At 74.1% G+C, this 24,447-nt stretch carries 20 protein-coding genes; 14 read left to right on the top strand and 6 right to left on the bottom strand.

What is annotated here, in order from left to right; translation table 11 throughout:
• The first annotated feature begins 55 nt into the window (after positions 1 to 55).
• Genes PSED_RS20155 through PSED_RS20140 form a run of 4 tightly spaced genes read left to right on the top strand, consistent with a single transcriptional unit; the run spans position 56 to position 7,635 of the window.
• Positions 56 to 1,285, top strand: coding sequence for an acyl-CoA dehydrogenase family protein (locus PSED_RS20155; RefSeq protein WP_013676089.1), 1,230 nt, complete (start codon positions 56 to 58; stop codon positions 1,283 to 1,285).
• A complete protein-coding gene (locus PSED_RS20150) occupies positions 1,278 to 2,531 on the top strand; it encodes an acyl-CoA dehydrogenase family protein (protein ID WP_013676088.1) in 1,254 nt (417 codons plus the stop codon). Before PSED_RS20155 ends, PSED_RS20150 begins: the two co-directional genes overlap by 8 nt.
• Entirely contained in the window at positions 2,528 to 5,788 is a 3,261-nt protein-coding gene (locus tag PSED_RS20145; RefSeq protein WP_013676087.1) for an acetyl-CoA carboxylase family protein, read from the top strand. Before PSED_RS20150 ends, PSED_RS20145 begins: the two co-directional genes overlap by 4 nt.
• A gap of 50 nt (positions 5,789 to 5,838) precedes the next feature.
• On the top strand, positions 5,839 to 7,635 hold the full coding sequence (locus PSED_RS20140) for an acyl-CoA dehydrogenase (RefSeq protein WP_041761766.1): 1,797 nt from the start codon (positions 5,839 to 5,841) through the stop codon (positions 7,633 to 7,635).
• A 114-nt stretch (positions 7,636 to 7,749) separates the two neighbouring features.
• Here the strand turns inward: PSED_RS20140 and PSED_RS20135 are convergent, their stop codons facing one another.
• Positions 7,750 to 8,232 (bottom strand): hypothetical protein, encoded by a 483-nt coding sequence (locus PSED_RS20135; protein WP_041759899.1) that lies wholly within the window; start codon positions 8,230 to 8,232, stop codon positions 7,750 to 7,752.
• A 192-nt stretch (positions 8,233 to 8,424) separates the two neighbouring features.
• Between PSED_RS20135 and PSED_RS35695 the strand changes: the two genes are divergently transcribed.
• The 7 genes from PSED_RS35695 to PSED_RS20100 all read left to right on the top strand — a co-directional run bounded on the left by PSED_RS35695 (position 8,425) and on the right by PSED_RS20100 (position 16,769).
• A complete protein-coding gene (locus PSED_RS35695) occupies positions 8,425 to 11,025 on the top strand; it encodes an MFS transporter (RefSeq protein ID WP_013676084.1) in 2,601 nt (866 codons plus the stop codon).
• A gap of 26 nt (positions 11,026 to 11,051) precedes the next feature.
• Positions 11,052 to 11,525: a MarR family winged helix-turn-helix transcriptional regulator gene (locus PSED_RS20125; protein ID WP_049803453.1), complete on the top strand. Its 474-nt coding sequence runs from the start codon at positions 11,052 to 11,054 to the stop codon at positions 11,523 to 11,525.
• 374 nt (positions 11,526 to 11,899) lie between these two features.
• Complete coding sequence (locus tag PSED_RS20120; RefSeq protein WP_013676082.1) at positions 11,900 to 13,045, top strand: thiolase family protein; 1,146 nt, start codon at positions 11,900 to 11,902, stop codon at positions 13,043 to 13,045.
• Between the two features lie 81 nt (positions 13,046 to 13,126).
• Positions 13,127 to 13,888, top strand: coding sequence for a 3-hydroxyacyl-CoA dehydrogenase (locus tag PSED_RS20115; RefSeq protein WP_013676081.1), 762 nt, complete (start codon positions 13,127 to 13,129; stop codon positions 13,886 to 13,888).
• Between the two features lie 16 nt (positions 13,889 to 13,904).
• A complete protein-coding gene (locus PSED_RS20110) occupies positions 13,905 to 15,056 on the top strand; it encodes an acyl-CoA dehydrogenase family protein (protein ID WP_013676080.1) in 1,152 nt (383 codons plus the stop codon).
• Positions 15,053 to 15,679 carry a TetR/AcrR family transcriptional regulator gene (locus PSED_RS20105; protein ID WP_013676079.1) on the top strand — a complete coding sequence of 209 codons (627 nt, stop codon included), beginning with the start codon at positions 15,053 to 15,055 and terminating at the stop codon, positions 15,677 to 15,679. The genes PSED_RS20110 and PSED_RS20105 overlap by 4 nt, the downstream gene beginning before the upstream one ends.
• A gap of 121 nt (positions 15,680 to 15,800) precedes the next feature.
• On the top strand, positions 15,801 to 16,769 hold the full coding sequence (locus PSED_RS20100) for a methionyl-tRNA formyltransferase (protein ID WP_013676078.1): 969 nt from the start codon (positions 15,801 to 15,803) through the stop codon (positions 16,767 to 16,769).
• Here PSED_RS20100 and PSED_RS20095 read toward each other — a convergent pair.
• Both PSED_RS20095 and PSED_RS20090 read right to left on the bottom strand, forming a co-directional pair.
• Complete coding sequence (locus tag PSED_RS20095) at positions 16,757 to 17,731, bottom strand: iron-siderophore ABC transporter substrate-binding protein (RefSeq protein WP_013676077.1); 975 nt, start codon at positions 17,729 to 17,731, stop codon at positions 16,757 to 16,759. The genes PSED_RS20100 and PSED_RS20095 overlap by 13 nt on opposite strands.
• Positions 17,732 to 17,790: 59 nt before the next feature.
• Positions 17,791 to 19,272, bottom strand: a complete 1,482-nt coding sequence (locus tag PSED_RS20090) for a pyridoxal-dependent decarboxylase (RefSeq protein ID WP_013676076.1) — start codon at positions 19,270 to 19,272, stop codon at positions 17,791 to 17,793.
• Between the two features lie 47 nt (positions 19,273 to 19,319).
• Between PSED_RS20090 and PSED_RS20085 the strand changes: the two genes are divergently transcribed.
• Both PSED_RS20085 and PSED_RS20080 read left to right on the top strand, forming a co-directional pair.
• The gene (locus PSED_RS20085; protein ID WP_013676075.1) at positions 19,320 to 20,519 is read left to right on the top strand and encodes an MFS transporter; all 1,200 of its coding nucleotides are present in this window, start codon (positions 19,320 to 19,322) and stop codon (positions 20,517 to 20,519) included.
• 153 nt (positions 20,520 to 20,672) lie between these two features.
• Positions 20,673 to 21,428: an SDR family NAD(P)-dependent oxidoreductase gene (locus PSED_RS20080; protein WP_013676074.1), complete on the top strand. Its 756-nt coding sequence runs from the start codon at positions 20,673 to 20,675 to the stop codon at positions 21,426 to 21,428.
• 137 nt (positions 21,429 to 21,565) lie between these two features.
• On the opposite strand, the gene PSED_RS20075 is transcribed toward PSED_RS20080, so the two are convergent.
• From PSED_RS20075 to PSED_RS20065, 3 genes are all read right to left on the bottom strand, one after another.
• Entirely contained in the window at positions 21,566 to 21,901 is a 336-nt protein-coding gene (locus PSED_RS20075; RefSeq protein WP_013676073.1) for a histone-like nucleoid-structuring protein Lsr2, read from the bottom strand.
• A 345-nt stretch (positions 21,902 to 22,246) separates the two neighbouring features.
• Positions 22,247 to 23,374 carry an MBL fold metallo-hydrolase gene (locus tag PSED_RS20070; protein ID WP_233899087.1) on the bottom strand — a complete coding sequence of 376 codons (1,128 nt, stop codon included), beginning with the start codon at positions 23,372 to 23,374 and terminating at the stop codon, positions 22,247 to 22,249.
• 70 nt (positions 23,375 to 23,444) lie between these two features.
• Positions 23,445 to 24,185, bottom strand: a complete 741-nt coding sequence (locus PSED_RS20065; RefSeq protein ID WP_013676071.1) for a hypothetical protein — start codon at positions 24,183 to 24,185, stop codon at positions 23,445 to 23,447.
• Positions 24,186 to 24,204: 19 nt separating this feature from the next.
• On the opposite strand from PSED_RS20065, the gene PSED_RS20060 reads away from it, so the two are divergent.
• Positions 24,205 to 24,384, top strand: coding sequence for a hypothetical protein (locus PSED_RS20060; protein WP_041761763.1), 180 nt, complete (start codon positions 24,205 to 24,207; stop codon positions 24,382 to 24,384).
• Positions 24,385 to 24,447: the final 63 nt, after the last annotated feature.

Genomic DNA, 24,447 nt, shown 5'->3' with positions numbered 1-24,447 from the left:
CGCCCGTTCTCGGCAGCGCGGGCCGCGTCGTCGTACGGTCGGCGGGCCACGGTCAGTGACGGACGCTGACGGACGCTGCACGGGGGGACCATTGAGCACGGGCGCCGACGCGGAACGGGTGCAGGAGGCGGCCCGGGCCGTCGTCGCGGAGCACGACCCGCGCCGGGTCGCCGCGCCGGAGTTCCTCGGCGCCTGCTTCGACGCGGGACTGTCGTGGGTGCACTTCCCCGAGGGGCTCGGCGGGCTCGGCGTCTCGCGGGGCCTGCAGGCCGTCGCCGACGCGGTGCTGCAGGGCGCCGGTGGCCCGGTCCCGTTCTGGCTCAACCCGATCGGCTACGGCATGGCCGCGCCGACGATCAGCGAGCACGCCCGCTCACCGGAGCTGGCCCGCGGCTGGCTGCGTCCGCTCGCGACGACGGAGGACATCTGGTGCCAGCTCTTCTCCGAGCCGGGCGCCGGATCGGACCTCGCCGGGCTCGCGACGAGTGCGGTGCGCGACGGTGACTCGTGGGTCGTCAACGGGCAGAAGGTGTGGACGAGCCTCGCGCACCGGGCCCGCTGGGGGCTGCTGCTCGCGCGGTCGGACCCCGACCAGCCCAAGCACCGCGGGCTCACCTACTTCGTGCTCGACATGACCGCGCCCGGCGTGCGGACCCGGCCGTTGCGCCAGATGACGGGGCAGGCGGAGTTCAACGAGGTGTTCCTCGACGACGCCCGCATCCCCGACGAGCACCGCCTCGGTGCCGTCGGCGACGGCTGGCGCGTCGCGATGACGACGCTGATGAACGAGCGGTCCGCGATCGGCGCGGGATCGGCGGAGCGGGGCTCGGGCACCATCGGCGACGCGCTGTCGCTGTGGGCCGACCGTCCGCACCGGCGCACGCCCGTCCTGCGCGACCGGTTGGCCGGGCTGTGGGCCCGCGCGGAGGCACAGCGGCTCACCGCCGCCCGCGCCCGCCGGACCGCCACCGCGGGCTCACCCGGACCGGAGGGCTCGGTGAGCAAGCTCGTCGCCGCGGAGCTCAACCAGGACGTCTACGAGTTCTGCATGGACCTGCTCGGACCGGAGGGCACGCTCTACGGGTCCTACGAGGTCCGCCGCGAGGGCGGCCGTGACGCGGACTGGCGGGGCGCGGTGCAGCAGCGGTTCCTGCGGTCGCGGGCCAACACGATCGAGGGCGGCACGTCGGAGGTGCTGCGCAACATCCTGGGGGAGCGCGTCCTGGGCCTGCCGGGCGAACCGAGAACCGACTCCGGGCCCTGGAAGGAGGTCCCCCGTGGCTGAGTCGACCACCACGCCGGCCACCACGCCGACCACCACGCCGACCACCACGGCTCCGGTCGCCACCGACGTGCCCGTCGAGTTCGACGTGACCGACGAGCAGCGCGAGCTGCGTGCCGCGGTGCGCAGGTTCTGCGCCGAGCAGTCCGACGAGGCGGCCGTCCGCCGGCACATGGAGTCCGAGGTCGGGTACGACCCCGCGGTCTGGGCGCGGCTGGGCGGCGAACTGGGCGTGCTGGGGCTCGCCGTCCCCGAGGAGCTCGGCGGCGCCGGGGCCGGGCTCGTCGAGCAGGCGATCGTCGTCGAGGAGCTGGGCGCTGCGCTGCTGTGCGGACCGGTGCTCGGGACGATCGGGCTCGCGCTGCCCGCGCTCGTCGCGGCGACGCCGGGGCCGCTGCGCGACGAGCTCGTCCCGTCACTGGTCGACGGCACCCGCACCGCCGCGCTCGCCGCCCCCGAGCACGCCGGGCTGTTCGACGGGCACGCGATCACCGTCGGTGCCGTCCACGCGGGCGACGGCTGGGAGCTCACCGGCGTGGTGAACCAGGTCGTCGACGCCCCCGGGGCCGACCTGCTGCTCGTCGCCGCGAGCGGGCCGGAGGGCGTCGCACTGTTCGCGGTGCCCGCCGCGATCGAGCAGGTCGAGGTCGAACCGCTCACGACGCTCGACCTCACCCGACGGCAGGGCACCGTGCGGCTGCGCGAGGCGCCCGCCCGGCTGCTCGCGGGCGCCGACGAGATCGACGGCGTCCTCGGCCACGCCTTCTACGTCGGCTCGGCGCTGCTCGCGGCCGAACAGGTCGGCGGCGCCCAGCACATGCTCGACGCCACCGTCGCCCACGCCCGCGAACGCCTGCAGTTCGGCCGGCCGATCGGCTCGTTCCAGGCGGTCAAGCACCGGCTCGCCGACATGCTGGTGCAGGTCGAGCACGCCCGGTCGACGGCCCAGCACGCCGCCTGGGCCCTGCAGAGCGGTGCGGACGACCCGTTCCTCGCGACCAGCATCGCGCAGGCGACCTGCTCCGACGCCTACTACCGGGTCGCCGCCGACGCGATCCAGCTGCACGGCGGGATCGGGTTCACCTGGGAGCACCGGGCGCACCTGTACTACAAGCGCGCCGTCACCGACGCGGCCCTGCTGGGCGGCGCGGAGATCCACCGCGATCGGATCGCCGCGGCCGTGCTCGACCACGTCGTCGCCACCCCCGGGGTCCCGCCGGTGGCGGACGGCAGGCCCGCGCCGTCGTGAGGCTGCCGGGGAAGGTCCTGGTCGCCAACCGGGGCGAGATCGCCGTCCGCATCCTGCGCGCGGCCGCCGAGCTGGGAGTGCCCGCGGTCGCCGTCGCGTCGTCCGACGACGCCGACGCCCCGCACGTGCGCGCGGCGTCCGAGATCGGCGCCGAGACCGTCGCGCTCCCGGGCTCGGGCCCCGCGGCCTACCTCGACGTCGACGCGGTCGTCGCCGCGGCGCGCGACAGCGGGTGCGACACCGTCCACCCCGGCTACGGGTTCCTCAGCGAGAACCCCACCCTCGTCCGGGCCTGCGAGGCGGCCGGGCTGCGGTTCGCCGGACCGCAGGCCGAGGTGCTGGAACGCTTCGGGGACAAGACCCGCGCCCGGCAGGTCGCCGCGGCCGCGGGCGTCGCCGTCCCGGAGGGCACCGACGGTCCCGTCGACCTCGACGGCGCCGCCGCGTTCCTGGCCGGGCTCGGGCCGGGCGCGCACGTCGTGCTCAAGGCCGTCTCGGGTGGCGGCGGGCGGGGCATCCGGCCCGTCCTCGACCCCGCCGACCTGCCCGCCGCGTTCGTCTCCGCCGCCCGTGAGGCGGCCGGCGCGACCGGGGGCGACGGCGTCTACGTCGAGCGGTACGTCGCCGGCGCGAGGCACGTCGAGGTCCAGGTCGTGGGCGACGGCACGCGGGTCGTCGCGGTGGGGGACCGGGACTGCAGCGTGCAGCGTCGCCACCAGAAGCTCGTCGAGATCGCGCCGGCCCCCGCCCTGCGCGCCGAGGTCCGCGCCCGCCTGGCGGGGGCGGCCGTCGCGATCGCGGGTGCCGACTACCGCGGGCTGGGGACGGTCGAGTTCCTCGTCACGCCCGACGGCGAGTGGTTCCTCGAGGTCAACCCGCGGCTGCAGGTCGAGCACACCGTCACCGAGGAGGTCACCGGCCTCGACCTCGTCGCCGTCGGGCTGCGGATCGCGGCCGGCGAGACCCTGGCCGACCTGGGCCTCGACGGGGCCGCGCCCGCGCCACGCGGCACCGCCGTGCAGGTGCGGGTCACCACCGAGACCGTCACCCCGGAGGGCCTGCGGCCCGCGGCCGGCACGATCACCGCGCTGGCGCTGCCGTCGGGTCGCGGGGTCCGGGTCGACGCCGCCGCGCACGTGGGGCAGCGGACCAGCGCCCGGTTCGACCCGTTGCTGGCCAAGGTGATCGCCCGCGGTGCCGACCTCGCCGCGGCACTGGCGGTCGCCCGTCGCGCGCTCGCCGAGACGGTCGTCGCGGGCGTGGACACCACGGTCGGGCTGCTGCGCGCGGTGCTCGCCGCCGACGACTGGGTGCCCGGGCAGTCGGGCACCGACTGGTTCGACGCGCACCTCCCGGCCCTCGCGGCCGCGGCCGCGGGGCTGGTCCCGTCGGCCGGACCCGCCGCCGCTGCCGCACCCGTTCCCGGTGCCGGCGGACCCGCGGCGCCCCCGCCCGCAGGCACCCTGGCCGTCGCCGCGCCGACCACCGGCACCGTGGTCGCGATCGAGGCGGGGGAGGGCGACGAGGTCGCGGCCGGCGCGGTGCTGCTGGTCCTCGAGGCGATGAAGATGGAGCACCCGGTGCTCGCTCCCGCCCCGGGCGTCGTGTGCCGCGTCGACGTCAGGGTCGGCGACACCCCGGCCGCAGGCGCCGCCGTCGTGCACCTCGAGGAGCGCGCCGGCGCCGGTGCCGACACGGCCGCGACCGACGAGATCGACATCGACCACGTCCGCGACGACCTCGACCAGGTCCTGCGCAGGCGTGCGGTCGGGCTCGACGCCGCCCGTCCCGACGCCGTCGAGCGGCGCAGGCGCGCGGGCAGGCGCACCGCGCGGGAGAACCTCGACGACCTCGTCGACGACGGCACCTTCGTCGAGTACGGGGCGCTCGCGATCGCGGCCCAGCGTCGCCGGCGCAGCGTCGACGACCTCGTCGAGCGCACGCCGGCCGACGGCATGGTGGCGGGCACCGCCGACGTCGGCGGGCACCAGGTCGTCGTGATGTCCTACGACTACACCGTCCTCGCCGGCACCCAGGGCGCGCACAACCACAAGAAGAAGGACCGGCTGTTCGAGCTGGCCGAGAAGCGGATGCTGCCGGTCGTCGTGTTCTGCGAGGGCGGCGGCGGCCGCCCCGGCGACACCGACGGCAGCTGGGTCTCCATGCTCGACGTCCCCGCCTTCCACCTGTTCGGCAGGCTCTCGGGACGGGTGCCGCTCGTCGGGATCGTCGCCGGGTACTGCTTCGCGGGCAACGCCGCGCTCGCCGGCTGCTGCGACGTCATCATCGCCACCGAGGACGCCAACCTCGGCATGGGCGGGCCCGCGATGATCGAGGGCGGCGGCCTGGGCGTCGTCGCGCCGGGCGAGATCGGCCCGATGCGCGACCAGGTGCCCAACGGCGTCGTCGACGTGCTCGTCGCCGACGAGGCGGAGGCCGTCGACGTCGCGCGCCGGTACCTGTCGTACTTCCAGGGACCGCGAGCCCGGTGGGAGGCCCCCGACCAGCGCCTGCTGCGGCACGCCGTCCCCGAGAACCGGGTCCGGGTGTACGACGTGCGCGCCGTCGTCGACGGGCTCGCCGACGTCGGGTCCGTGCTGGAGCTGCGCCGCGGGTTCGCGGCCGGCATGGTCACCGCGCTCGTGCGCGTCGAGGGCCGGCCGATGGGCCTGATCGCCAACGACCCGACCCACCTCGGTGGCGCCATCGACCGCGACGGCGCCGACAAGGCGGCGCGGTTCATGCAGCTCTGCGACGCGTTCGGGCTGCCGATCGTCTCGCTCGTCGACACGCCGGGGTTCATGGTCGGGCCGGAGTCCGAGCGCACCGCGACCGTGCGGCACTTCGGGCGGATGTTCGTCGTCGGTGCCAACGTCGACGTGCCGATCGGCATGGTCGTGCTGCGCAAGTGCTACGGGCTCGGCGGGCAGTCGATGGGCGGCGGCTCGACGAAGTCGCCCGCGTTCTGCGTGGCCTGGCCGACCGGTGAGTTCGGCGGGATGGGCCTGGAGGGCGCGGTCCGGCTCGGCTTCCGCAAGGAGCTGGCGGCCGTCGAGGACCCCGCCGAGCGCGACGCCCTGTACCGCAAGCTCGTCGCCGAGATGTACGAGCAGGGCAAGGCCACCAACACCGCGAGCGTCTTCGAGATCGACGACGTCATCGACCCGGTCGAGACGCGCCGCTGGATCGTCGAGGGCTTCCGGTCCTACCACCCGGCCGACATGGGCGAGCGCCGCCCCAATGTCGACACCTGGTGACCGCGAGCGGCCGCTGGTGATCCGCGGCCCCGGGGTGGCACGGTGTGGGCGTGCCCTCGCTGCTGCTCTCGCGTCCGGACCTCGACTTCCTGCTCCACGACTGGCTGCAGGTCGAGAAGCTGACCGCGCGGCCGCGGTTCGCCGCCCACGACCGCGACACCTTCGCGGCGGTCCTCGACCTCGCCCACGACGTCGCGACCGAGCACTTCGCCCCGCACCGCAAGATCTCCGACAGCCGCGAGCCCGAGTTCGACGGCGAACGCGTCCACCTGCCCGACGAGGTCGGCGCGGCGCTGCGGGTGCTCGCCGACACCGGCATGATCGGCGCGACGATGGACGAGGCCGTCGGTGGGATGCAGCTGCCGCACACCGTCGCCCAGGCGTGCTTCCTGTGGCTGCACGCGGCGAACGTCGGCAGCGCCGCCTACCCGTTCCTGTCGGTCGCGAACGCGAACCTGCTGCTCGCCCACGGGTCCCCCGAGCAGATCGACACGTGGGTGCGGCCGATCGTCGAGGGCCGCTTCATGGGCACGATGTGCCTGTCCGAGCCGCAGGCCGGGTCGTCGCTCTCCGACGTGACGACCCGCGCCGAGCCGCAGCCCGACGGGACCTACCGGCTCACCGGTACCAAGATGTGGATCTCCGGGGGCGACCACGAGCTGTCGGAGAACATCGTCCACCTCGTGCTCGCCCGCGTCCCCGGTTCGCCCCCCGGCGTCAAGGGCATCTCGCTGTTCGTCGTGCCGCGCTTCCTCGTCGCGCCCGACGGGTCGATCGGCGAGCGCAACGACGTCGTCCTCGCCGGGTTGAACCACAAGATGGGCTACCGCGGGACGGTCAACACGCTGCTGAACTTCGGCGAGGGCCGGCACACCCCGGGCGGGCGTGCGGGTGCCGTCGGGTACCTGGTCGGCGAGCAGAACCGCGGGCTCGCGCAGATGTTCCACATGATGAACGAGGCGCGGGTCGGCGTCGGCGCGGGCGCGACGGCGCTCGGCTACGCCGGCTACCTGCACGCCCTCGACTACGCCCGCTCGCGGCCGCAGGGCCGGCCGGTCGCGGCGAAGGACCCCGCCGCACCGCAGGTCCCGATCATCGCCCATGCCGACGTGAAGCGGATGCTGCTCGCGTCGAAGAGCTACGTCGAGGGCGCCCTCGCGCTGGTGCTCTACTGCGCGCGGCTGCTCGACGAGGAGCAGACCGCCGACGACCCCGCCGACCGCGAGCGTGCCCACCTGCTGCTCGAGATGCTCACCCCGGTCGCCAAGAGCTGGCCCGCGCAGTGGTGCCTCGCCGCCAACGACCTCGCCATCCAGGTGCACGGCGGCTACGGCTACACCCGCGAGTACGACGTCGAGCAGCTCTACCGCGACAACCGGCTCAACGCCATCCACGAGGGCACGCACGGGATCCAGGCGATCGACCTGCTGGGGCGCAAGGCCGTCATGCAGGGCGGGGCAGGCCTGGCCCTGCTCGCCGAGACGATCGCGGCCACGACCGGCCGGGCCGCCCGGGCCGACGGTCTCGCCGCCGAGTTCGCCGGAGCCCTCGACGCGGCGGTCGCCCGGATCGTGGCGGTGACCGCGACGCTGTGGGCGGTCGGCGACCTCGAGGTGACGCTGGCGAACGCGTCGGTCTACCTCGAGGCGGTCGGGCACGTCGTCGTCGGCTGGCTGTGGCTGGAGCAGCTGCTGGCCGTCGGCGACCGGACCGACGACCTCGCGCAGGGCAAGCGGGCCGCGGCCCGCTTCTTCCTGCGCCACGAGCTGCCCCGCACCGGGCCGTGGCTCGACCTGCTCGTGAGCGCCGACCGGACGACGGTGGAGATGCGGGACGCCTGGTTCTGACCGGCGTCCCGATCCGCGTCGTCCGTTCCGGCACCGGCCGCCGCGGGCGGCCGGACCCGGCCCGCCGCGGTGCGTCCGCCGAGGTGCTGCGGCCGACCGCGGGCCGGCCCCGGCTCAGCCCGCCGCGTCGAGGTCGCGCTCCACGCGGTCGAGCGCGGTGCGGATGGTCTCGGCGTAGCCGGCGGTCGCCTCGTCGTCGGGCAGATCGCCCATTCGCGCCCGGGCGGCCGCGACGTGGTCGCGGGCCCCGGCCGCGTCGCCGAGGCGGCGCAGCACGTCGGCCAGGTTGAGGTGCAGCGACGGGTAGAACCCCGCGATACGCAGCGACGGATGGTGGGCCTGTGCGCTCGCGTCGGTCGCCTCCGCCGCCGCGGCGAGCGCCCGCCGGTCCCACATCAGCTCCGCGTGCGGGTCGGGCTGCACGTCGGCCGCGTAGTGCGCGAGCACGCACCGGTGGAACGGGTCCCCGGCCGGGTCGGCGAGCTCGGCCCACAGCGCGTCGAACTCCGCGGCGGCCGCCTCGACGTCGCCCCGGCGGGACCGCTCGACGGCCGCGGTGATGCGCTCCATCACCGGTGGGGTCTCGGTTCGCTCCATGCCCGGGACGGTAGCGACGGCCCCCGACAGAACCGTCGCGGCGACCGTCGACCTTGACCGCTCGCCGACCTGGACCGCGCGCCATCTGTGAGGGGGGCCACCGGCCGAAGCGGACGAATCGCATCGTGCGCTGATGCAATTTCTCTTAGTGTAAAGCAACTAAATTTCACGACGATTGACGTAGGAACGGTGGTGCACGTGGCGCCTGCACAGTCGACGGTGCGGGAGGCGGACCCGATCGCCGGGGAGGCCGAGCCCGATCCGCGCTACAAGTGGATAGCGCTCTCGAACACGACGCTCGGCCTGCTCATGGCGACGATCAACTCCTCGATCGTCCTCATTGCGCTCCCCGACATCTTCCGGGGGATCGGGATCGACCCCCTCGGACCCGGCAACACCAGCTACCTGCTGTGGATGATCATGGGCTTCCTGGTCGTCACCGCGGTACTGGTCGTCGGGTTCGGCCGGCTCGGGGACATGTACGGCCGGGCCAAGATGTACAACCTCGGCTTCGCCGTCTTCACGGTCTCCTCGATCTTCCTCGCGATCACGTGGCAGCACGGTGACGCCGCGGCGATCTGGCTGATCGTGTGGCGTGTCGTCCAGGGCGTCGGCGGCGCGTTCCTGATGGCGAACTCGAGCGCGATCCTCACCGACGCGTTCCCGGTCCGCCAGCGCGGCATGGCGCTGGGCATCAGCGGCGTCGCCGCGATCGCAGGCTCGTTCCTCGGCCTGGTCATCGGCGGCCTGCTCGGCCCGGTGAACTGGCACCTCGTCTTCCTCGTGTCCGTGCCGTTCGGCGTGTTCGGCACGATCTGGGCCTACATCAAGCTGCGCGACACCGGCATCCGCAAGCGCGCCAAGATGGACTGGTGGGGCAACGCGACGTTCGCGGTCGGCCTCATCGCCGTCCTCGTCGGCATCACCTACGGCATCCAGCCCTACGGCGGCCACACGATGGGCTGGACCAGCCCGCTCGTGCTGTCCTGCGTCATCGGTGGCGTCGTCGTGCTGATCGCGTTCGGGGTCATCGAGACGAAGGTCGCGGTGCCCCTGTTCGAGCTGTCGCTGTTCCGGAACCGTCCGTTCACCCTCGGCAACATCGCGAACCTGCTCGCCTCGCTCGGCCGCGGCGGCCTGCAGTTCATGCTGATCATCTGGCTGCAGGGCATCTGGCTGCCCCAGCACGGCTACAGCTTCGAGCAGACGCCGCTGTGGGCGGGCATCTACATGCTGCCGCTGACGATCGGCTTCCTCGTCGCCGCGCCGCTGTCGGGCGTCCTGTCCGACCGCCTCGGCACCCGGTGGTTCACCAGCGGCGGCATGGTCGTCTCGGCCGCGACGTTCCTGCTGCTGGAGATGCTGCCCGTCGACTTCGACTACTGGGCCTTCGCGGCGCTGCTGCTGGTCAACGGCATCGGCATGGGACTGTTCGCCTCGCCCAACCGGGCCGAGATCATGAACAGCCTGCCCGCGGGGTCCCGCGGCGCCGGCGCCGGGATGACCGCCACGTTCCAGAACTCCGCGATGGTGCTGTCCATCGGGCTGTTCTTCAGCCTGATGATCGCGGGCCTGGCGACGAACCTGCCCGGGGTCATGGAGTCGGGGCTGCTCCAGCACGGCGTCCCGGCGGCCGACGCGTCCCGGATCGCCGACCTGCCGCCCGTCGGCGTGCTGTTCGCCGCGTTCCTCGGCTACAACCCGATCCAGCAGCTGCTCGGCGGCGTCCTCGGCCAGATCCCGGCCGACCAGGCGTCGTTCCTGACCGGGCGCAGCTTCTTCCCGAACCTCATCTCGCAGCCGTTCTCCGACGGCCTCGCGGCCGCGTTCCTGTTCGCGGTCATCGCCTGCCTCGTCGCCGCGGTGGCGTCGTTCCTCACCGGCAGGCGCCCGGTGGCCGAGGCCCGGCACTCGCAGGACGCGCCGCGCGAGACGGTGGGCGCGGAGCTGGCCGCGGTCGCGGGCGAGGCCGGCGGGCTCAGCGAGCTCGTCGACGAGTCGCAACCCCGCTCGCGGGGACCCGTCCCGGCCGGGGAGGTCGTCGGCCGAGTGCTGGCGGCCTACGGCACCGAGATCGACGACGGCGTCGTCGTCGTGACGGCGGGCGACGGCAGCCAGGTCGGCCGCGCGCTCGTGGGACCCGACGGCAGCTACTCGCTACGCGGGCTGGTCCCCGGCACCTACACCGTCGTCGCGACGGCCCCCGGCTTCCAGGCCGACGCCGCCGCGGTGACGCTCAACGGCACCGGCGTCGAGCGTGACTTCAGCCTGCAGGGCGGGGGAGCCGTCCAGGGCGTCGTGCGTCCCGTGCTCGCCGGGTTGGCGGCGACGGTGCTGGCCACGGACGCGGCGGGCCGCGTCGTCGGGCGGGCCGAGACCGCCCCCGACGGGTCGTTCGCCCTCGCCGGCCTGCCGTCGGGGGAGACCACGCTGACCGCGAGCCTGCCCGGCCGCCGTCCCCGTGCTGCGACGGTCCGGGTCGGACTCGGCGCCCCCGCGGTCGTCGAGCTCGAGCTGGCCGACGCGCTGACCCGGCTAGGCGGCGTCGTCACCGGCCCGAACGGCACGCCGCTGCCCGGCGCGACGGTCACACTGACCGACGCGCACGGTGACGTGGTGGCCGCGACCGTGAGCGGCCCCCAGGGCGAGTACTGCGTGGAGGGACTGCACCCGGGCAGCTACACCGTGACCGCGTCCTTCGGCGGTCCGACGGCCCAGCGCGTCGACCTCGCCGGTGACGGTCCCGCCCACCTCGACCTGCGGCTCGGCGCCACGCCGGCCACCGCGGGCTGAGGCACGTCGTGGCCACCGCACCGGCAATGACGCCGGTCGCCGCGGGCGCCGACGTCGTCGGGGTCTCCGACGACGTCGCCGAGCTCGCGGGCAGGCTGCGCATCGCGCTGAGCCGGCTCACCCACGCCCTGCGTGCCCCCGACGACGAGGCGGGCCTGACCCCGACCCGGATCGCGACGCTGTCGATCCTGGAGACGGCAGGCCCGCTCCGGGTCGGTGCGCTCGCCGAGCGCATCGGGATCAGCCCGCCGACGATGACCCGGCTCGTCGACTGCCTCGGCGAGCTGGACCTCGTCCGTCGCGACCCCGACCCCGACGACCAGCGCGCCACCCGGGTCAGCCTGTCCGCGGGCGGCAGCGCCCTGCTGGGGCGGTTGCGCCACCGCGGGACGGGGCTGCTGGCCCGTCGGATCGCGGGACTCGACGACGCGGGCCTGGTGACCCTCGCCGCCTCGGTCCCGCTGCTCGAGCAGCTCGCGGAGACGACGGTCGCGCCCTGACACCGGGCCGCCCGGCCGCCGGCCCCAGGCCCTCGCGCGCAACCGCACTGCTCTTCTGCGCCGCCCGGCCGACCGTGAGGTTGCGGCCGGGCTGCAGCGCGCAACCTCACGGTCCTGCCGGGCGTCTCGGCCGACCGTGAGGTTGCGCCCGGGCTCCTGCGCGCAACCTCACTCACTGCTGCTGAACCCCGGCAGGGGAGCGGTGAGGTTGCGGGTGGCCGGGCGGCGTGGGGCCGGGCAGGTGCGCGAAGAGTCGGCGCCGTCACAGTCAGCGCTGACTGTTCGGCTGCTAGCGTCGGGGCACGGCGGCGCGGCCGACGCACCGCCCGGCCCGATCGGTCGACTCGGGCAGCCGACAGGAGCAGGAGGCGGACGTGCGCGATGCGGTGATCGTCGAGGCGGTGCGGACCCCGGTCGGGCGGCGCAAGGGAGGGCTCGCGGGCGTGCACCCCGCCGACCTCTCGGCGCACGTCCTGCGCAGCCTCGCCGAGCGCAGCGGCGTCGACCCGGCCGTGGTCGACGACGTGATCTGGGGTTGTGTGTCCCAGTCCGGCGAGCAGACCTTCGACATCGGCCGCACGGCGGTGCTGTCGGCGGGCTGGCCGGAGACCGTCCCCGGCGTGACGGTCGACCGGCAGTGCGGGTCGAGCCAGCAGTCGATCCACTTCGCCGCGGCCGGGCTGATCGCCGGCCAGTACGACGTCGTCGTGGCCGGCGGGGTCGAGTCGATGACCCGGGTGCCGATGGGCTCCGCCTCGAACGGCGCCCGCCCCTTCGGCACCGACTTCGACGCCCGCTACGGCGGCGTCACCCCCGACCAGGGCATCGGCGCCGAGATGATCGCCGAGCGGTGGGGCTTCTCCCGTACCCAGGTCGACGAGTTCTCGCTGGCCAGCCACGAGAAGGCTGCGCACGCGCAGGACGAGGGCCGCTTCGAGGGCCAGATCGCGCCCGTCACCACACCCGACGGCACCGTCGTCTCCGCCGACGAGGGCATCCGCCGCGGTGGCACGCTCGAGACGCTCGGTGCGCTCAAGACGGTGTTCCGGGAGGACGGCGTCGTCACCGCGGGCAACGCCTCGCAGATCTCCGACGGTTCCGCGGCGCTGCTGATGACGACGTCGGAGAAGGCGGCCGAGCTGGGCCTGACGCCGATCGCGCGGATCCACACCGCGGTGCTCGCCGCGGCCGACCCGGTGATCATGCTGACGGCGCCGATGCCCGCGACGGAGAAGGCCCTCTCCCGCTCGGGCCTGTCGATGGACCAGATCGGCGTGTTCGAGGTCAACGAGGCCTTCGCGTCGGTGCCGCTGGCGTGGCTCGCCGACATCGGCGCCGACCCCAAGACGCTCAACCCCAACGGCGGTGCCATCGCGCTGGGCCACCCGCTCGGCGCCTCGGGTGCCCGGATCATGACGACGATGGTCCACCACATGCGGGACAACGGAATCCGCTACGGGCTGCAGACCATGTGCGAGGGTGGCGGCCAGGCCAACGCGACCATCGTCGAGCTGCTCTGAGCCTGCGCCCCGCCCGTACCACCACGCCCGTACCGCCACTGCCATAGACGCCACAGTTCGACCCGGGAGGTCCCGTCCACCATGGACATCAACGGCAACGTCGCACTCGTCACCGGCGGTGCGTCCGGTCTCGGCCTCGCCACGGCCGAGACGCTGCTCGCCGCCGGCGCGAAGGTCGTGCTCCTCGACCTCCCGGGTTCGGCGGGCGAGGAGGTCGCGGGAAAGCTCGGCGACGACGCCCGGTTCGCGCCGGCCGACGTGCGTGACGAGGCCGCGGTCGCGGCGGCCCTGGACGTCGCGGCCGAGCTGGGCACGCTGCGCGTCGCGGTGAACTGTGCGGGCATCGGCCCGGCGGCCAAGACCGTGGGCAAGAGCGGCCCGTTCCCGCTCGACCTGTTCAGCCGGGTCGTCGAGATCAACCTGATCGGCACGTTCAACGTCATCAGGCTGGCCGCCGAGCGGATGACGCAGGCCGACCCGGTCGACGGGGAGCGCGGCGTCATCATCAACACGGCGTCGGTCGCGGCGTTCGACGGGCAGATCGGGCAGGCGGCGTACTCGGCGTCGAAGGGCGGGGTCGTCGGCATGACGCTGCCGATCGCGCGCGACCTGGCGTCGGCGATGATCCGCGTCGTCACGATCGCACCCGGGCTGTTCGACACCCCGCTGCTCGCGTCGCTGCCCGAGGAGGCCAGGACGTCGCTGGGCGCGCAGGTCCCGCACCCGTCGCGGCTGGGCGACCCGGCCGAGTACGGTGCGCTGGCCGCGCACATCGTCGCCAACCCGATGCTCAACGGCGAGGTCATCCGGCTCGACGGGGCCATCCGGATGGCCCCGCGCTAGGAAGGGGACCGAACCGGTGAAGCGCACCCTGTTCGAGGAGGACCACGAGGCGTTCCGCGCCTCGTTCCGCAAGTTCGTCGAGGCCGAGATCGTGCCGCACCACGACGAGTGGGAGCAGGCCGGGATCGTGCCGCGGGAGCTGTTCGCGACCGCCGGGCGGTCCGGCTTCCTGGGGATCGAGATCCCGGAGGAGTACGGCGGCGGCGGGGTGCGCGACTTCCGGTTCAACGCCGTCATGGACGAGGAGCTCATGGCGTGCGGGGCGGCCGCGGCGGGGCTGGGCCTGTCGTTGCACAACGACATCTGCCTGCCCTACTTCATGGCCTACTGCAACGACGAGCAGCGGGCCCGCTGGCTGCCCGGCATCGCGTCGGGCGAGCTGATCACGGCCATCGCGATGACCGAGCCAGGCATCGGCTCGGACCTCGCGTCGATGACGACGACGGCCGTCCGCGACGGCGACCACTACGTCGTCAACGGGGCGAAGACGTTCATCACCAACGGGATCAACGCCGACCTGGTGATCACGGCGGTGAAGACCGATCCGACGCAGCGGCACAAGGGCATGTCGCTGCTCGTGATCGAGCGCGGGATGGCGGGCTTCGAGCGCGGGCGCAACCTGGACAAGCTCGGCCAGCACGCGCAGGACACCGCCGAGCTGTCGTTCACCGACGTGCGGGTGCCGGTGGCGAACCTGCTGGGCGAGACCGAGGGCGAGGGCTTCACCCAGCTGGTCTCCAACCTGCCCCAGGAGCGGCTCTCGATCGGCTACGCGGCGGTCGCCGCGGCCCGCTACGCCCTGAACCTGACGTTGGACTACGTCAAGGAGCGCAAGGCGTTCGGCCAGCCCATCGGGTCGTTCCAGAACTCGCGGTTCGTGCTCGCCGAGCTCGACACCGAGATCGACATCGCCCAGCACTACGTCGACGCGTGCGTGCGGGCGCTCGACGCGGGCGAGCTGACCGCGGCCGACGCGAGCAAGGCCAAGTACTGGTGCACCGAGCTGCAGGGGCGCGTCGTCGACAAATGCCTGCAGCTGCACGGCGGGTACGGCTACATGGCCGAGTACCCGATCTCGCGGGCCTTCGCCGACGCCCGGATCACCCGGATCTACGGCGGCACGACCGAGATCATGAAGGAAGTCATCGGGCGGTCGCTGGGCCTGTGACGTCTCCCGTTCCGGCCCCGCCGCGCACGCGGGCACAGCGCTCGGAGGACAGCCGGGCGCGCATCCTCGACGCGGCGGTCGCCTGCCTGGTCGCCGAGGGGTACTCGGGCGCGACGACGTTGGCGATCCAGGCCGACGCCGACGTCTCGCGCGGCGGCCTGCTGCACCACTTCCCGTCGCGCGACCTGCTGCTCGTGGCCGCGGCGCAGCACATCGCGGCGCAGCGGGTGCGCGACACCGAGGAGCGGGTGCTCGCCCTGGTCGAGGCAGGCGCGCAGGGCGCGGAGCGGATCGACCGTGTCGTGCTGGCGCTGTGGGAGTCCTACCACGAGGCGCACTTCTGGGCCGCCCTCGAGCTGTGGACGGCCGCGCGGTCGAACCCCGGGATCGCCGACGCCCTGCTGCCCGAGGAGCGCAGGCTGGGTGCGGTGATCCGGGCGTCGGTGGCGCGCATGATGGGCGAGCCGTACGCGTCGCACCCGCGGTTCCGGCAGGTGCGCGACCTGCTGCTCACGAGCATGCGTGGCGCGGCGATGACCTACACGTTCGACCGCCGCGACCCGGCCGCCGACCCGCTCGTGGGCCAGTGGCAGGACCTCGCGCGCACGCTGCTCGACGCCTGATCCGCGGCCGACGACCAGGGCCCGGCCCGCCTCGCGGAGCGGGACGGCTCACCCCAATGGGCCTCTGCCCGTCGGTGCTGCTTTAGTTAGCCTTCCCTTAGATGAGGTGAGGAGACTCGGCATGCGGGTGGTGGCCTTCGGCTACATGACGTGGGGGCGGCGCACGATCGAGGCGGTGCTGGAGGCGGGCCACGAGGTTCCGCTGATCGTCACCCACCCCGACGGCGACTCGGCCTACGAGAAGATCTTCAACGAGTCCGTCGCCGAGCTCGCCGCCGACCGCGCCATCCCCGTGCTGGTGCGCAACCGCGCGCACGACGAGGAGGTCAGGACCGCGATCGCCGCCGCCGAGGCCGACATCATGGTCGTCTCCAACTGGCGCACCTGGCTGCCGCCGGAGGTCTACTCGATCCCGCGGCTGGGCACGCTCAACGTGCACGACGCGCTGCTGCCGGCGTACGCGGGGTTCGCCCCGCTGAACTGGGCGCTGATCAACGACGAGCCCGAGGTCGGGGTCACCGCGCACATGATGGACGCGGACTTCGACGCCGGCGACATCGTCCTGCAGCGCTCGACGCCCGTCACCGACGACGACACGGTCGTCGACCTCTTCGACCGCACGCTCGCGATGTTCGGGCCCATCACCGTCGACGCGCTCGACCTGATCGCGTCGGGCCGGCGCGACTTCGCGCCGCAGGACCGCCGGGCCGCGTCGTACTTCCACCGGCGTAGCGACGAGGAGAACCGCATCGACTGGACCTGGCCGCCGCGCGACGTGTTCAACCTCGTGCGCGCCCAGGTCGACCCCTACCCCAACGCGTACTGCTACCGCGGCACGGAGCGGATCCGGGTGCTCGCGGCGTCGCTGACCGACGACGCCATCGGCGGCACCCCGGGCCGCATCGTCATCCGGCGCGGGACCGGTGTCGTCGTCGCCGCGGGTGCCGACGCGCGTCGCGGCCGCAACCCCGGCGTCCTGATCCACCGGGTCCGGCTCGACGACGGCCGCGAGCTCGACGCCGTGGACTACTTCCCGCGGATGGGCGAGTACCTGACCGCCCACCCGCGGGAGGCGGATCAGGCCCGGTAGGCCTGCGAGAGCTGCGGGACGACGGCGTCGAGGGCCGTCGGGAGGCTCAGCGGGCTGCCGAAGCCCAGCGCCCCGGCGACCTCGGTGCCGTACCCGCCCAGGTAGACGACACGGCCGGCCTTGACCGCGTCCAGGCTCTGGAACGCCCGGTCGTCGGCGAGGTCCTCCTGCGTCTGGCCGAACACGACGACGGCGTCGGAGTCCAGCTCGCCGATGCGCTCGGCGCTCAGGGTCTCGGTCGTGGCCGGCAGCCGCAGGCCGAGGCCCTGGAAGAGCTGGGTGCGCAGGTCGTCGTTCCCGAGCGAGTAGATCTGGCCGTCGACGACGAAGCCGATCCGCAGGTTCTTGCCCGTGAACTCGGGGTGCTCCTCGCGGGCCTTCGCGAACCGTGCCTCGGCGTCGGCGACGACACGATCGGCCTGGGCGCTGCGGCCGAGCACCTTGCCGGTCAGCCTGGTCTGGTCCTGCCAGCCCATCGCGGAGTTCGCGGCGTCGGGCTGCGCGACCGTCGGCGCGATCTTCGACAGGGCGTCGTAGGTGGCCCTGTCCATGAACGAGTAGATGCCCAGGATCAGGTCGGGACGCAGCGCGGCGACGCGCTCGACGTCGACCTCGTTGCCGCCGACCAGCGGCGGGGTGGTGCCGCCGAGTGCGGCCTGGGCCCAGGGGCGGCGCGTCTCGTCGTACTCGCCGATGAAGTCGCGCACACCGACCGGCACGACGCCGACCGCGAGGGCGAAGTCGGCGTCGTTGAACCCGACGGTGACGACGCGGGTCGGCTCGGCCGGGACCGTCGTCTCGCCGAAGGCGTGCGTCACCGTCACCGGGAACGTCGCGGTGCCCGCGGGTGCGGGCGCCGGCCCCGCGGTGCTGGGGCGTTCGCTGCTCGAGCACGCGGCGAGGGTCGTCGCGAGGACGGCCGCGACGGCGAGGGTGAGCAGCCGGGCAGGGGAGCGGGCCATGGGTCTCCTTCGGTCGGCGTGGACGATTCGTCCCTTTCCGGACCAAAGTTAGCCTCACCTCATGCTGTCGGTTGCACGGGCTCCCTCCGCAGCGCGGCGCTGTCGGCGCGGATTCGCTGCCACAGGGCCGCGACGTGCTCGGGCTGCGTCGTGACCGCGCCGATCGCGATCCGCATCACGTACCGACCGTCGACGACCGTGTGGGTCACGAACGCCGACCCCGACGCGTTCACCCGCTCGACCAGCGTCCGCGTCGCGGCGTCGTCGGCCTCCGGGCCCCGGCCGGTGTCGGCGCGCAGGCACACCAACGCGAGCGACGGTGGCGCCGCGAGCACCAGGCCTGGCTCGGCGCGCACCTTCGCGGCGAGGTCGACGGCCATCGCCACGTGCCCGCGCAGGTGCGCCCGCAGCCCGTCGAGGCCGAGCCCGTGCACGACGGCCCACAGCTTCAGCGCCCGGAACCGCCTGCCCAGCGGGACCTGCCAGTCCCGGTAGTCCACGACCGCGCCGGACTCGCTGGCCGCGTTGCGCAGGTACTCCGGGGTGATCGAGAGCGCCCGCGGCAGGGCCGTCGCGTCGCGGACCCACAGCAAGGAGGCGTCGAACGCGGTGAGCAGCCACTTGTGGGCATCGGTGCAGAAGGAGTCGGCGAGCTCGCAGCCGTCGAGCACGTGCCGCAGCTCGGGGCAGAGCCCGGCCACGCCGGCCCAGGCGGCGTCGACGTGCACCCAGACGTCGTGGGCCGCGGCGACGGCGGCGACGGCACGCACCGGGTCGACCGCCCCCGTGCCGGTGGTGCCGACGGTCGCGCACACCATGACCGGCCGCAGCCCGGCGGCGATGTCCGCGGCGACGGCGGCGGCGAGCGCGTCGGGCGACATCGAGACCGTGCCCGGTACCGGCTCGACGACGCGCAGCGCCCGCGCCCCCAGGCCCGCGACGCGCACGGCCTTGGCCAGCGACGAGTGCGTCTCCGCGGTGACGTAGACCCGCTCGCGGCCGTCGGTGCCCGACTCCCGCCATGCTCCGCCGCCGGCCCGTTCCAGCGCGGCGAGCAGCGCGACGAGCGCGGCCGACGACGCCGAGTCCTGGATCGAGCCGCCGCCCCCGCCGTCGAACGTGAACGCCTCGCCGATGCCGAGGGCGCGGGCGAACCCGTCGAGCAGCACCTGCTCGACCTCGGTCGCGGCCGGCGAGGTCGACCAGAGCATCCCCTGCGCACCCAGCCCGCCGGAGAGCAGCTCGCCCAGCAGCGAGGCGAGCGAGGCGTTGGCGGGGAAGTAGCCGAAGAACCCGGGGTGCTGCCACAGCGTGCTCGCCGGCACGACGACCTCGTCGACGGTGCGGAGCAGCTCCTCCAGCGGCTGCGGCGTCTCCGGCAGCCCGCCCGCGAGGGCACCGTCGGTCAGCAGGCGGCGCACCGAGCCCGGTTCGACCGCGGGCTGGACGTCGTGGTCGGTGATGCGGGCGCGGTGGTCGGCCACCCAGTCGACGAACGCGTGGCCGAGGCGGCGGAACTCGTCGGGATCGAGATCGGGCACCCGGTCACCCTAGGCGCTGCCCGGCCGCGGGTGGTTAGGGTTGGCAAGTGTCCGCGACGTCCGGTGTGCCTGCCCGCCCGGACCTCCCCGACGACGCGCCCGCCCGGGTCCGCCTGCTCCAGGCCGCGGCCCTGACCAGCACGTTCGACCGGTTCGCGCTCGCGCCGCTGCTGATCGAGATCGGCCGTGACCTGGGAGTGTCGCTCGCCGCGGTCGCGGCCGTGGCCAGCGGCTACTACCTCGCCTACGGGCTCATGCAGCCCCTGTGGGGGCTGCTCAGCGACCGGCTGGGCCGGGTCCGGGTGATGCGCGTCGCGCTCGCGGGAACCGCGCTCGCCGCGGTGGTGTCCGTCGTCGCCCCGACGCTCGCCGTGCTCGCGGTATCGCGCGTCGTGGCCGGCGCGATGGTGGCCGCACTGATCCCGACCACCCTGGTCTACGTCGGCGACACCTGGCCGGTCGCGGTGCGCCAGCGGCCGCTGTCGGACCTGCTGGCCGCGTCCTCGCTCGGGACCGCGGCGGCGACGGTCGGCGCGGGCGTCGTCGCCGAGCTGGTCGGATGGCGTGCGGTGTTCGGCCTGACGGGCGTCGCGGCCGCAGTGCTGTGGGTGGCGTTGCGGCGGCTGCCCGAGCCGGAGCGCGCGCCACCGGGCGCACTACTGGCTCCGCTGGGGCTCGTCGCCCGCAGCGGGTGGGCATGGGTGGTGCTCGGCCTGGCGTTCGTCGAGGGTGCCGTCGCGCTCGGGACGCTGACGTTCCTCGCCCCGGCGGTGCAGGGGCTCGGCTGGTCGCCGGGCGTCGCGGGGCTGGTCGCCGCGGCGTACGGGATCGCGGCGCTGCTGACGTCGCGGCTCGTGCGCCGGCTCGTCGGACGGGTCTCGCCCGTCGTGCTGGCCGCGGTCGGGGGCGGTGTGCTCGCCGTCGCGTGGGTGCCGCCCGCGGTGTCGGTCGGTGTCGCGACGATCCTCGCCTCGGGTCTGCTGCTGGGCGTCGCCTGGGCATTCCTGCACACAACGCTGCAGACCTGGGCGACCGAGGTCGTGCCCCGGGCCCGGGCCGCGGCGGTGTCGCTGTTCGCGGCGGTGCTGTTCCTCGGCAGCTCGGTCGGGACGGCGCTGGCCGCGCCGCTCGCCGACGCGGGCGCCTACCCGACGCTCTTCGGCGTCGCGCTGACGGCGGCGGTGCCGTTGGCCGCCGCCGCGGTCCTCGCCAGGGCGCGCTACGCGCGCGCCCACCGCCGCCGCTGAGCGGCCGGGCTCAGACCCGATGCCGGCCCCGGGACGCGGCGGCCCGCGCCGTCGGGGACCGACCGGACCCGAGGGGCCGGCCCCGGGCCGACGTGGCCCGGCCGTGGCAGGTGTCACCGACCGTGCGCGGACCCCGTACGGCACAGTGACGGGATGATCGATCGAGACAACGGGCGCAGGGTCGCACTCGTCACCGGGGGTTCACGGGGCATCGGGGGCGACATCGCCCGCAGGCTCGCCGGTGAGGGCTTCTCGGTGACGGTCGCGGCCCGGCAGGAGGCCGGCGTCACCGCCGCCTGCGAGAAGATCGCGGGCGAGACCGGTGCCGAGGTGCACGGCGTCGCCGCCAACATGGCCGACGAGGACGCGCTCGTCCGGCTCGCGGCCGAGCACACCGACCGGTTCGGCCGCCTCGACGTGCTCGTGCTGGCCGCCGGTCTCGGTGCCGAGGAGCCCGTGGCGGCGATGCGCACGAAGGCGTTCGACCTGCAGATCGGGGTCAACCTGCGGGCGCCCGTGCTGCTGGTCCGTGAGCTCCTGCCGCTGCTGCGCGAGACGGCCGCGGCCAACCCCCGCCACGGCAGTCGCGTCGTCGCGCTCTCGTCGATCACCGGGGTGGCCGCGGAGGCCGGCCTGTCGGCGTACGGGGCGTCGAAGGCCGGGTTGGTGTCGTTCTGCGAGACGCTCTCCCTCGAGGAGTCCCGCAACGGTGTGAACGCCACCGCGGTCGCGCCGGGATATGTCGACACGGACATGACCGCACATCTCGAGGGACGTCTGGAACGGTCGTCGATGTTGACGGTCGACGACGTCTCGGAAATGGTGCTCGGGCTCACCCGGTTGTCGGCCCGGGCGGTCGTCCCGAGCATCGTCATCAGTCGCGCAGGTACGCAGCTCTGGCGTGCCTGAGAACGGGACCGTCCGACGGGAAGTGACCCGAGGGGGGTCGCGGGGATTGCTCCGGGAATGCGGAGAAGTGTCGAGGCCGGTCCCGGCCGGTCGGCGGCATCGGGGCTGTCGCGAACGCGGGCCCCGGCCGGGGAACCTCAGTGGCTCTGCCGGTACGCCTCGAGCACATTCGTGGGGATCCGGCCGCGCTCGGAGATCTTCATCCCCTGGGAGACCGCCCATTCGCGAATGGCCTGGTTCTGTTCACGGTCCGAAGACGCACGCGGCGGGCCGGCGTTGCTGCTGCCAGACCGCCGTGAGGGCGCACGACGGGCCGCGTTAATGAAGGGGTCGAGCGCCTCGCGCAATCGCTTCCCATTCGCCGCGGACAGGTCGATCTCGTAGTGCTTGCCGTCGAGGGCGAACTCGACCTGCTCGTCCGCTTCGGAGCCGTCGATGTCGTCCACCAGCGTCACCGTCGTCTGCTTCGCCACTGGCTACCCTTCACAAGAGCGCGGGCACGGCGGAAACCCGAACGGAACGACAGTATCCGCCGGAGAGTCGAGCACGTGCATGATTTCCTCGTCGACCAATCGTAATGGAGTGGGTCGAGGAATGTCGAATGGGGTCCACCCGTTCACTGTGAGTGCTCGCGAGTCGGGTAGATCTGTTGCATGCGTCCGCGCAGCAGACAGGAGTGCAGAGCGCGACCGTTTACCGACGAGTTCACCCGGTGCGTTGCCGGGTGTGCACGCACGGTGCGTGGCGAACGCTGCGCAGCGTACCGAGCGCGGTCGGGTAATCCGGATGAATGGTCGCCCGAAGCCGCCGGAAAGGCGTCACCCCAGCGCCGACCACCAGTCGTCCAATGCGGGCGGGACGAGCAGGTCGACGCGTTGACCGGGACGCGGTACCACCAGTGGGATTCGCGCGGTTTCGGCCGCGGCCCGCAGCCGTGTCACCGGCTCGGACCACCCGTGAAATGCGAGGTTGAACGTCGCCCAGTGCACCGGCACGAGTAATCCGCCGCGCAGGTCGCGATGCGCCCGCACCGATTCCTCGGGGTTCATGTGGATGTCGGGCCACGCGACGTCGTAGGCCCCGACGGGCAGGACGGTGACGTCGAACGGTCCCAGCCGCGCGCCCGCCTCGGAGAATGCCGCGGTGTACCCGGTGTCGCCGCCGAAGTAGGCCCGCCGCCGCGGCCCCGCGACCGCCCACGACGACCACTGGGTCGTGTTGCGGGCGAACAGCCTGCCGGAGAAGTGACGCGCCTCCGCGCACGTGATCGTGAGCCCGGCGACCTCGGTGGCGTCGTTCCAGTCCAGCTCGCGGATCCGGTCGTCGGGCACCCCCCAGCGGCGCAGGTGGGCCCCGATCCCGACCGGGACGACGAACACGGCGGCCGTCTCGTGGCCGAGCCGTCGCACGGTCGCCATGTCGAGGTGGTCGTAGTGGTCGTGGGAGACGACGACGGCGTCGACCTGAGGCAACGCCTGCAGCGGGACCGGCGCCGGGTGCAGCCGCCGCGGCCCGACCCGCTCCGACGGCGAGACCCGCTCGCTCCACACCGGGTCGGTCAGCACCCGGCGGCCGTCGATCTCCAGCAGCACCGACGAATGGCCGTACCAGGTCAGCGCGAGCTCGCCCGCGGTGACGGGCTGGACGTCGGCCGCGATCGGGACCGGCGCCGACGGGGTGCCGGTCGTCCCGCGGGTGAGCAGCCGCAGCAGTAGCCCGCGCAACTCGCCCGGCGCGATCTGGACGCCGGGCTCGGTGTTGCCGAAGCGGCCGTCGCGGGAGTGCGGTGAGCTCGCGGCCCGGGCCCGCAGGACGGCGTCGCTCGCCCCGACCGCCAGGGGAACGCCGCGGGCGGCCCGCGCGACCCTGCCGGCCCCGACGAGCAGGCCGCCGACGAGTACCGAGCGGGCGGCGGCCGACACCACCCGGCGGGACACGATGCTCACCCCGCCAGCCTACGGAGACCCCGACCCGACCGGCACGGCACGCGCGGGCGCGACCGGCACGACCTGCGGGTCACCGCCCGTCGACCGACACCGCGATCTCGCCGCCGAGCGCGAACCCGTCGACGAGGGGCAGCCGGTCGCCGGACCAGAAGCGACCCGGGTCGTACCAGTTGGGCCGGCGGTCGGCGGTGAGCAGGCCCATCTCCTCGTAGGTCACCGCGACGACCTCCGCGCAGTAGGCGGTGACGAGCGCGGGCTCCGTCGCCGCGACGTCGGAGCCGGCGGCGGGCGGGACCCCGTCGTCCCCGCGACGGCGCGCGAGCGGCGCGCGCACCCGCGCGAGGACCGAGTCCCGCACGCGGGCGGCGCGGGCACCGGCCCGCGGGAGCCGCCCCCGGGCCCAGCGCGACGCGAGCCGCGCCGTCGACGGGAACGGGGTGCCGTCGAGGCGGGCCACGGTGCGCAGCGCCGCGTCCTCCCGCTCGCGCCCGACCGTGGGCTCCAGCTGGCGCAGCCAGACCCGCTGGTGGTAGCGCTCGTGCCAGGTGGCGACGGCGTCGCGCAGGTCGTGGAGCTGGACGCCGCGCTGGTGGCGGCCGGTCCACACGTCCGGCAGCGACCGGCCGAGCTCGGCATGCCACATCAGCGGCGGCAGGTCCTCGACCACGATCGCCATGCCGACGTGGTTGACCGGCGAGTTCGTCAGGTTCTGGATGGCCCGGTCGGCGCCGGTGCGGCCGCGGAACAGCCACACGTCCCCGGTCCTGGTCAGGTCGACCGCGCGGTCGAGGGAGATCGAGGAGCCGCTCACGGGCGCCTACCCTATGGCGATGCGCTGGTGGAAGTGGGCAGGTCTGGCGGGGCTCGCCGGAGTGGCGGCGACCGGTGTCGTCACCGCGCGCGCCGAGCGGCGCCGCCGCGCCTACACCCCGGAGGAGATCCGGGAGCGGCTGCGGGCGCGGATCGCGGCGGCGGAGCCGGCCTCGCCGCCGGCCCCGGCGCCGCGCTGAAGGTGAGGGTCGCTGAGGTGAGGGTCGCTGAGGTGAGGGTCACAGCCGGGGCACTGTCGGACG

It is taken from the genome of Pseudonocardia benzenivorans CB1190 (genome assembly GCF_000196675.2).
In the GTDB taxonomy this organism is placed as follows: Bacteria; Actinomycetota; Actinomycetes; order Mycobacteriales; family Pseudonocardiaceae; genus Pseudonocardia; species Pseudonocardia benzenivorans.
This window is presented reverse-complemented; position numbering and strand designations above follow the sequence as displayed.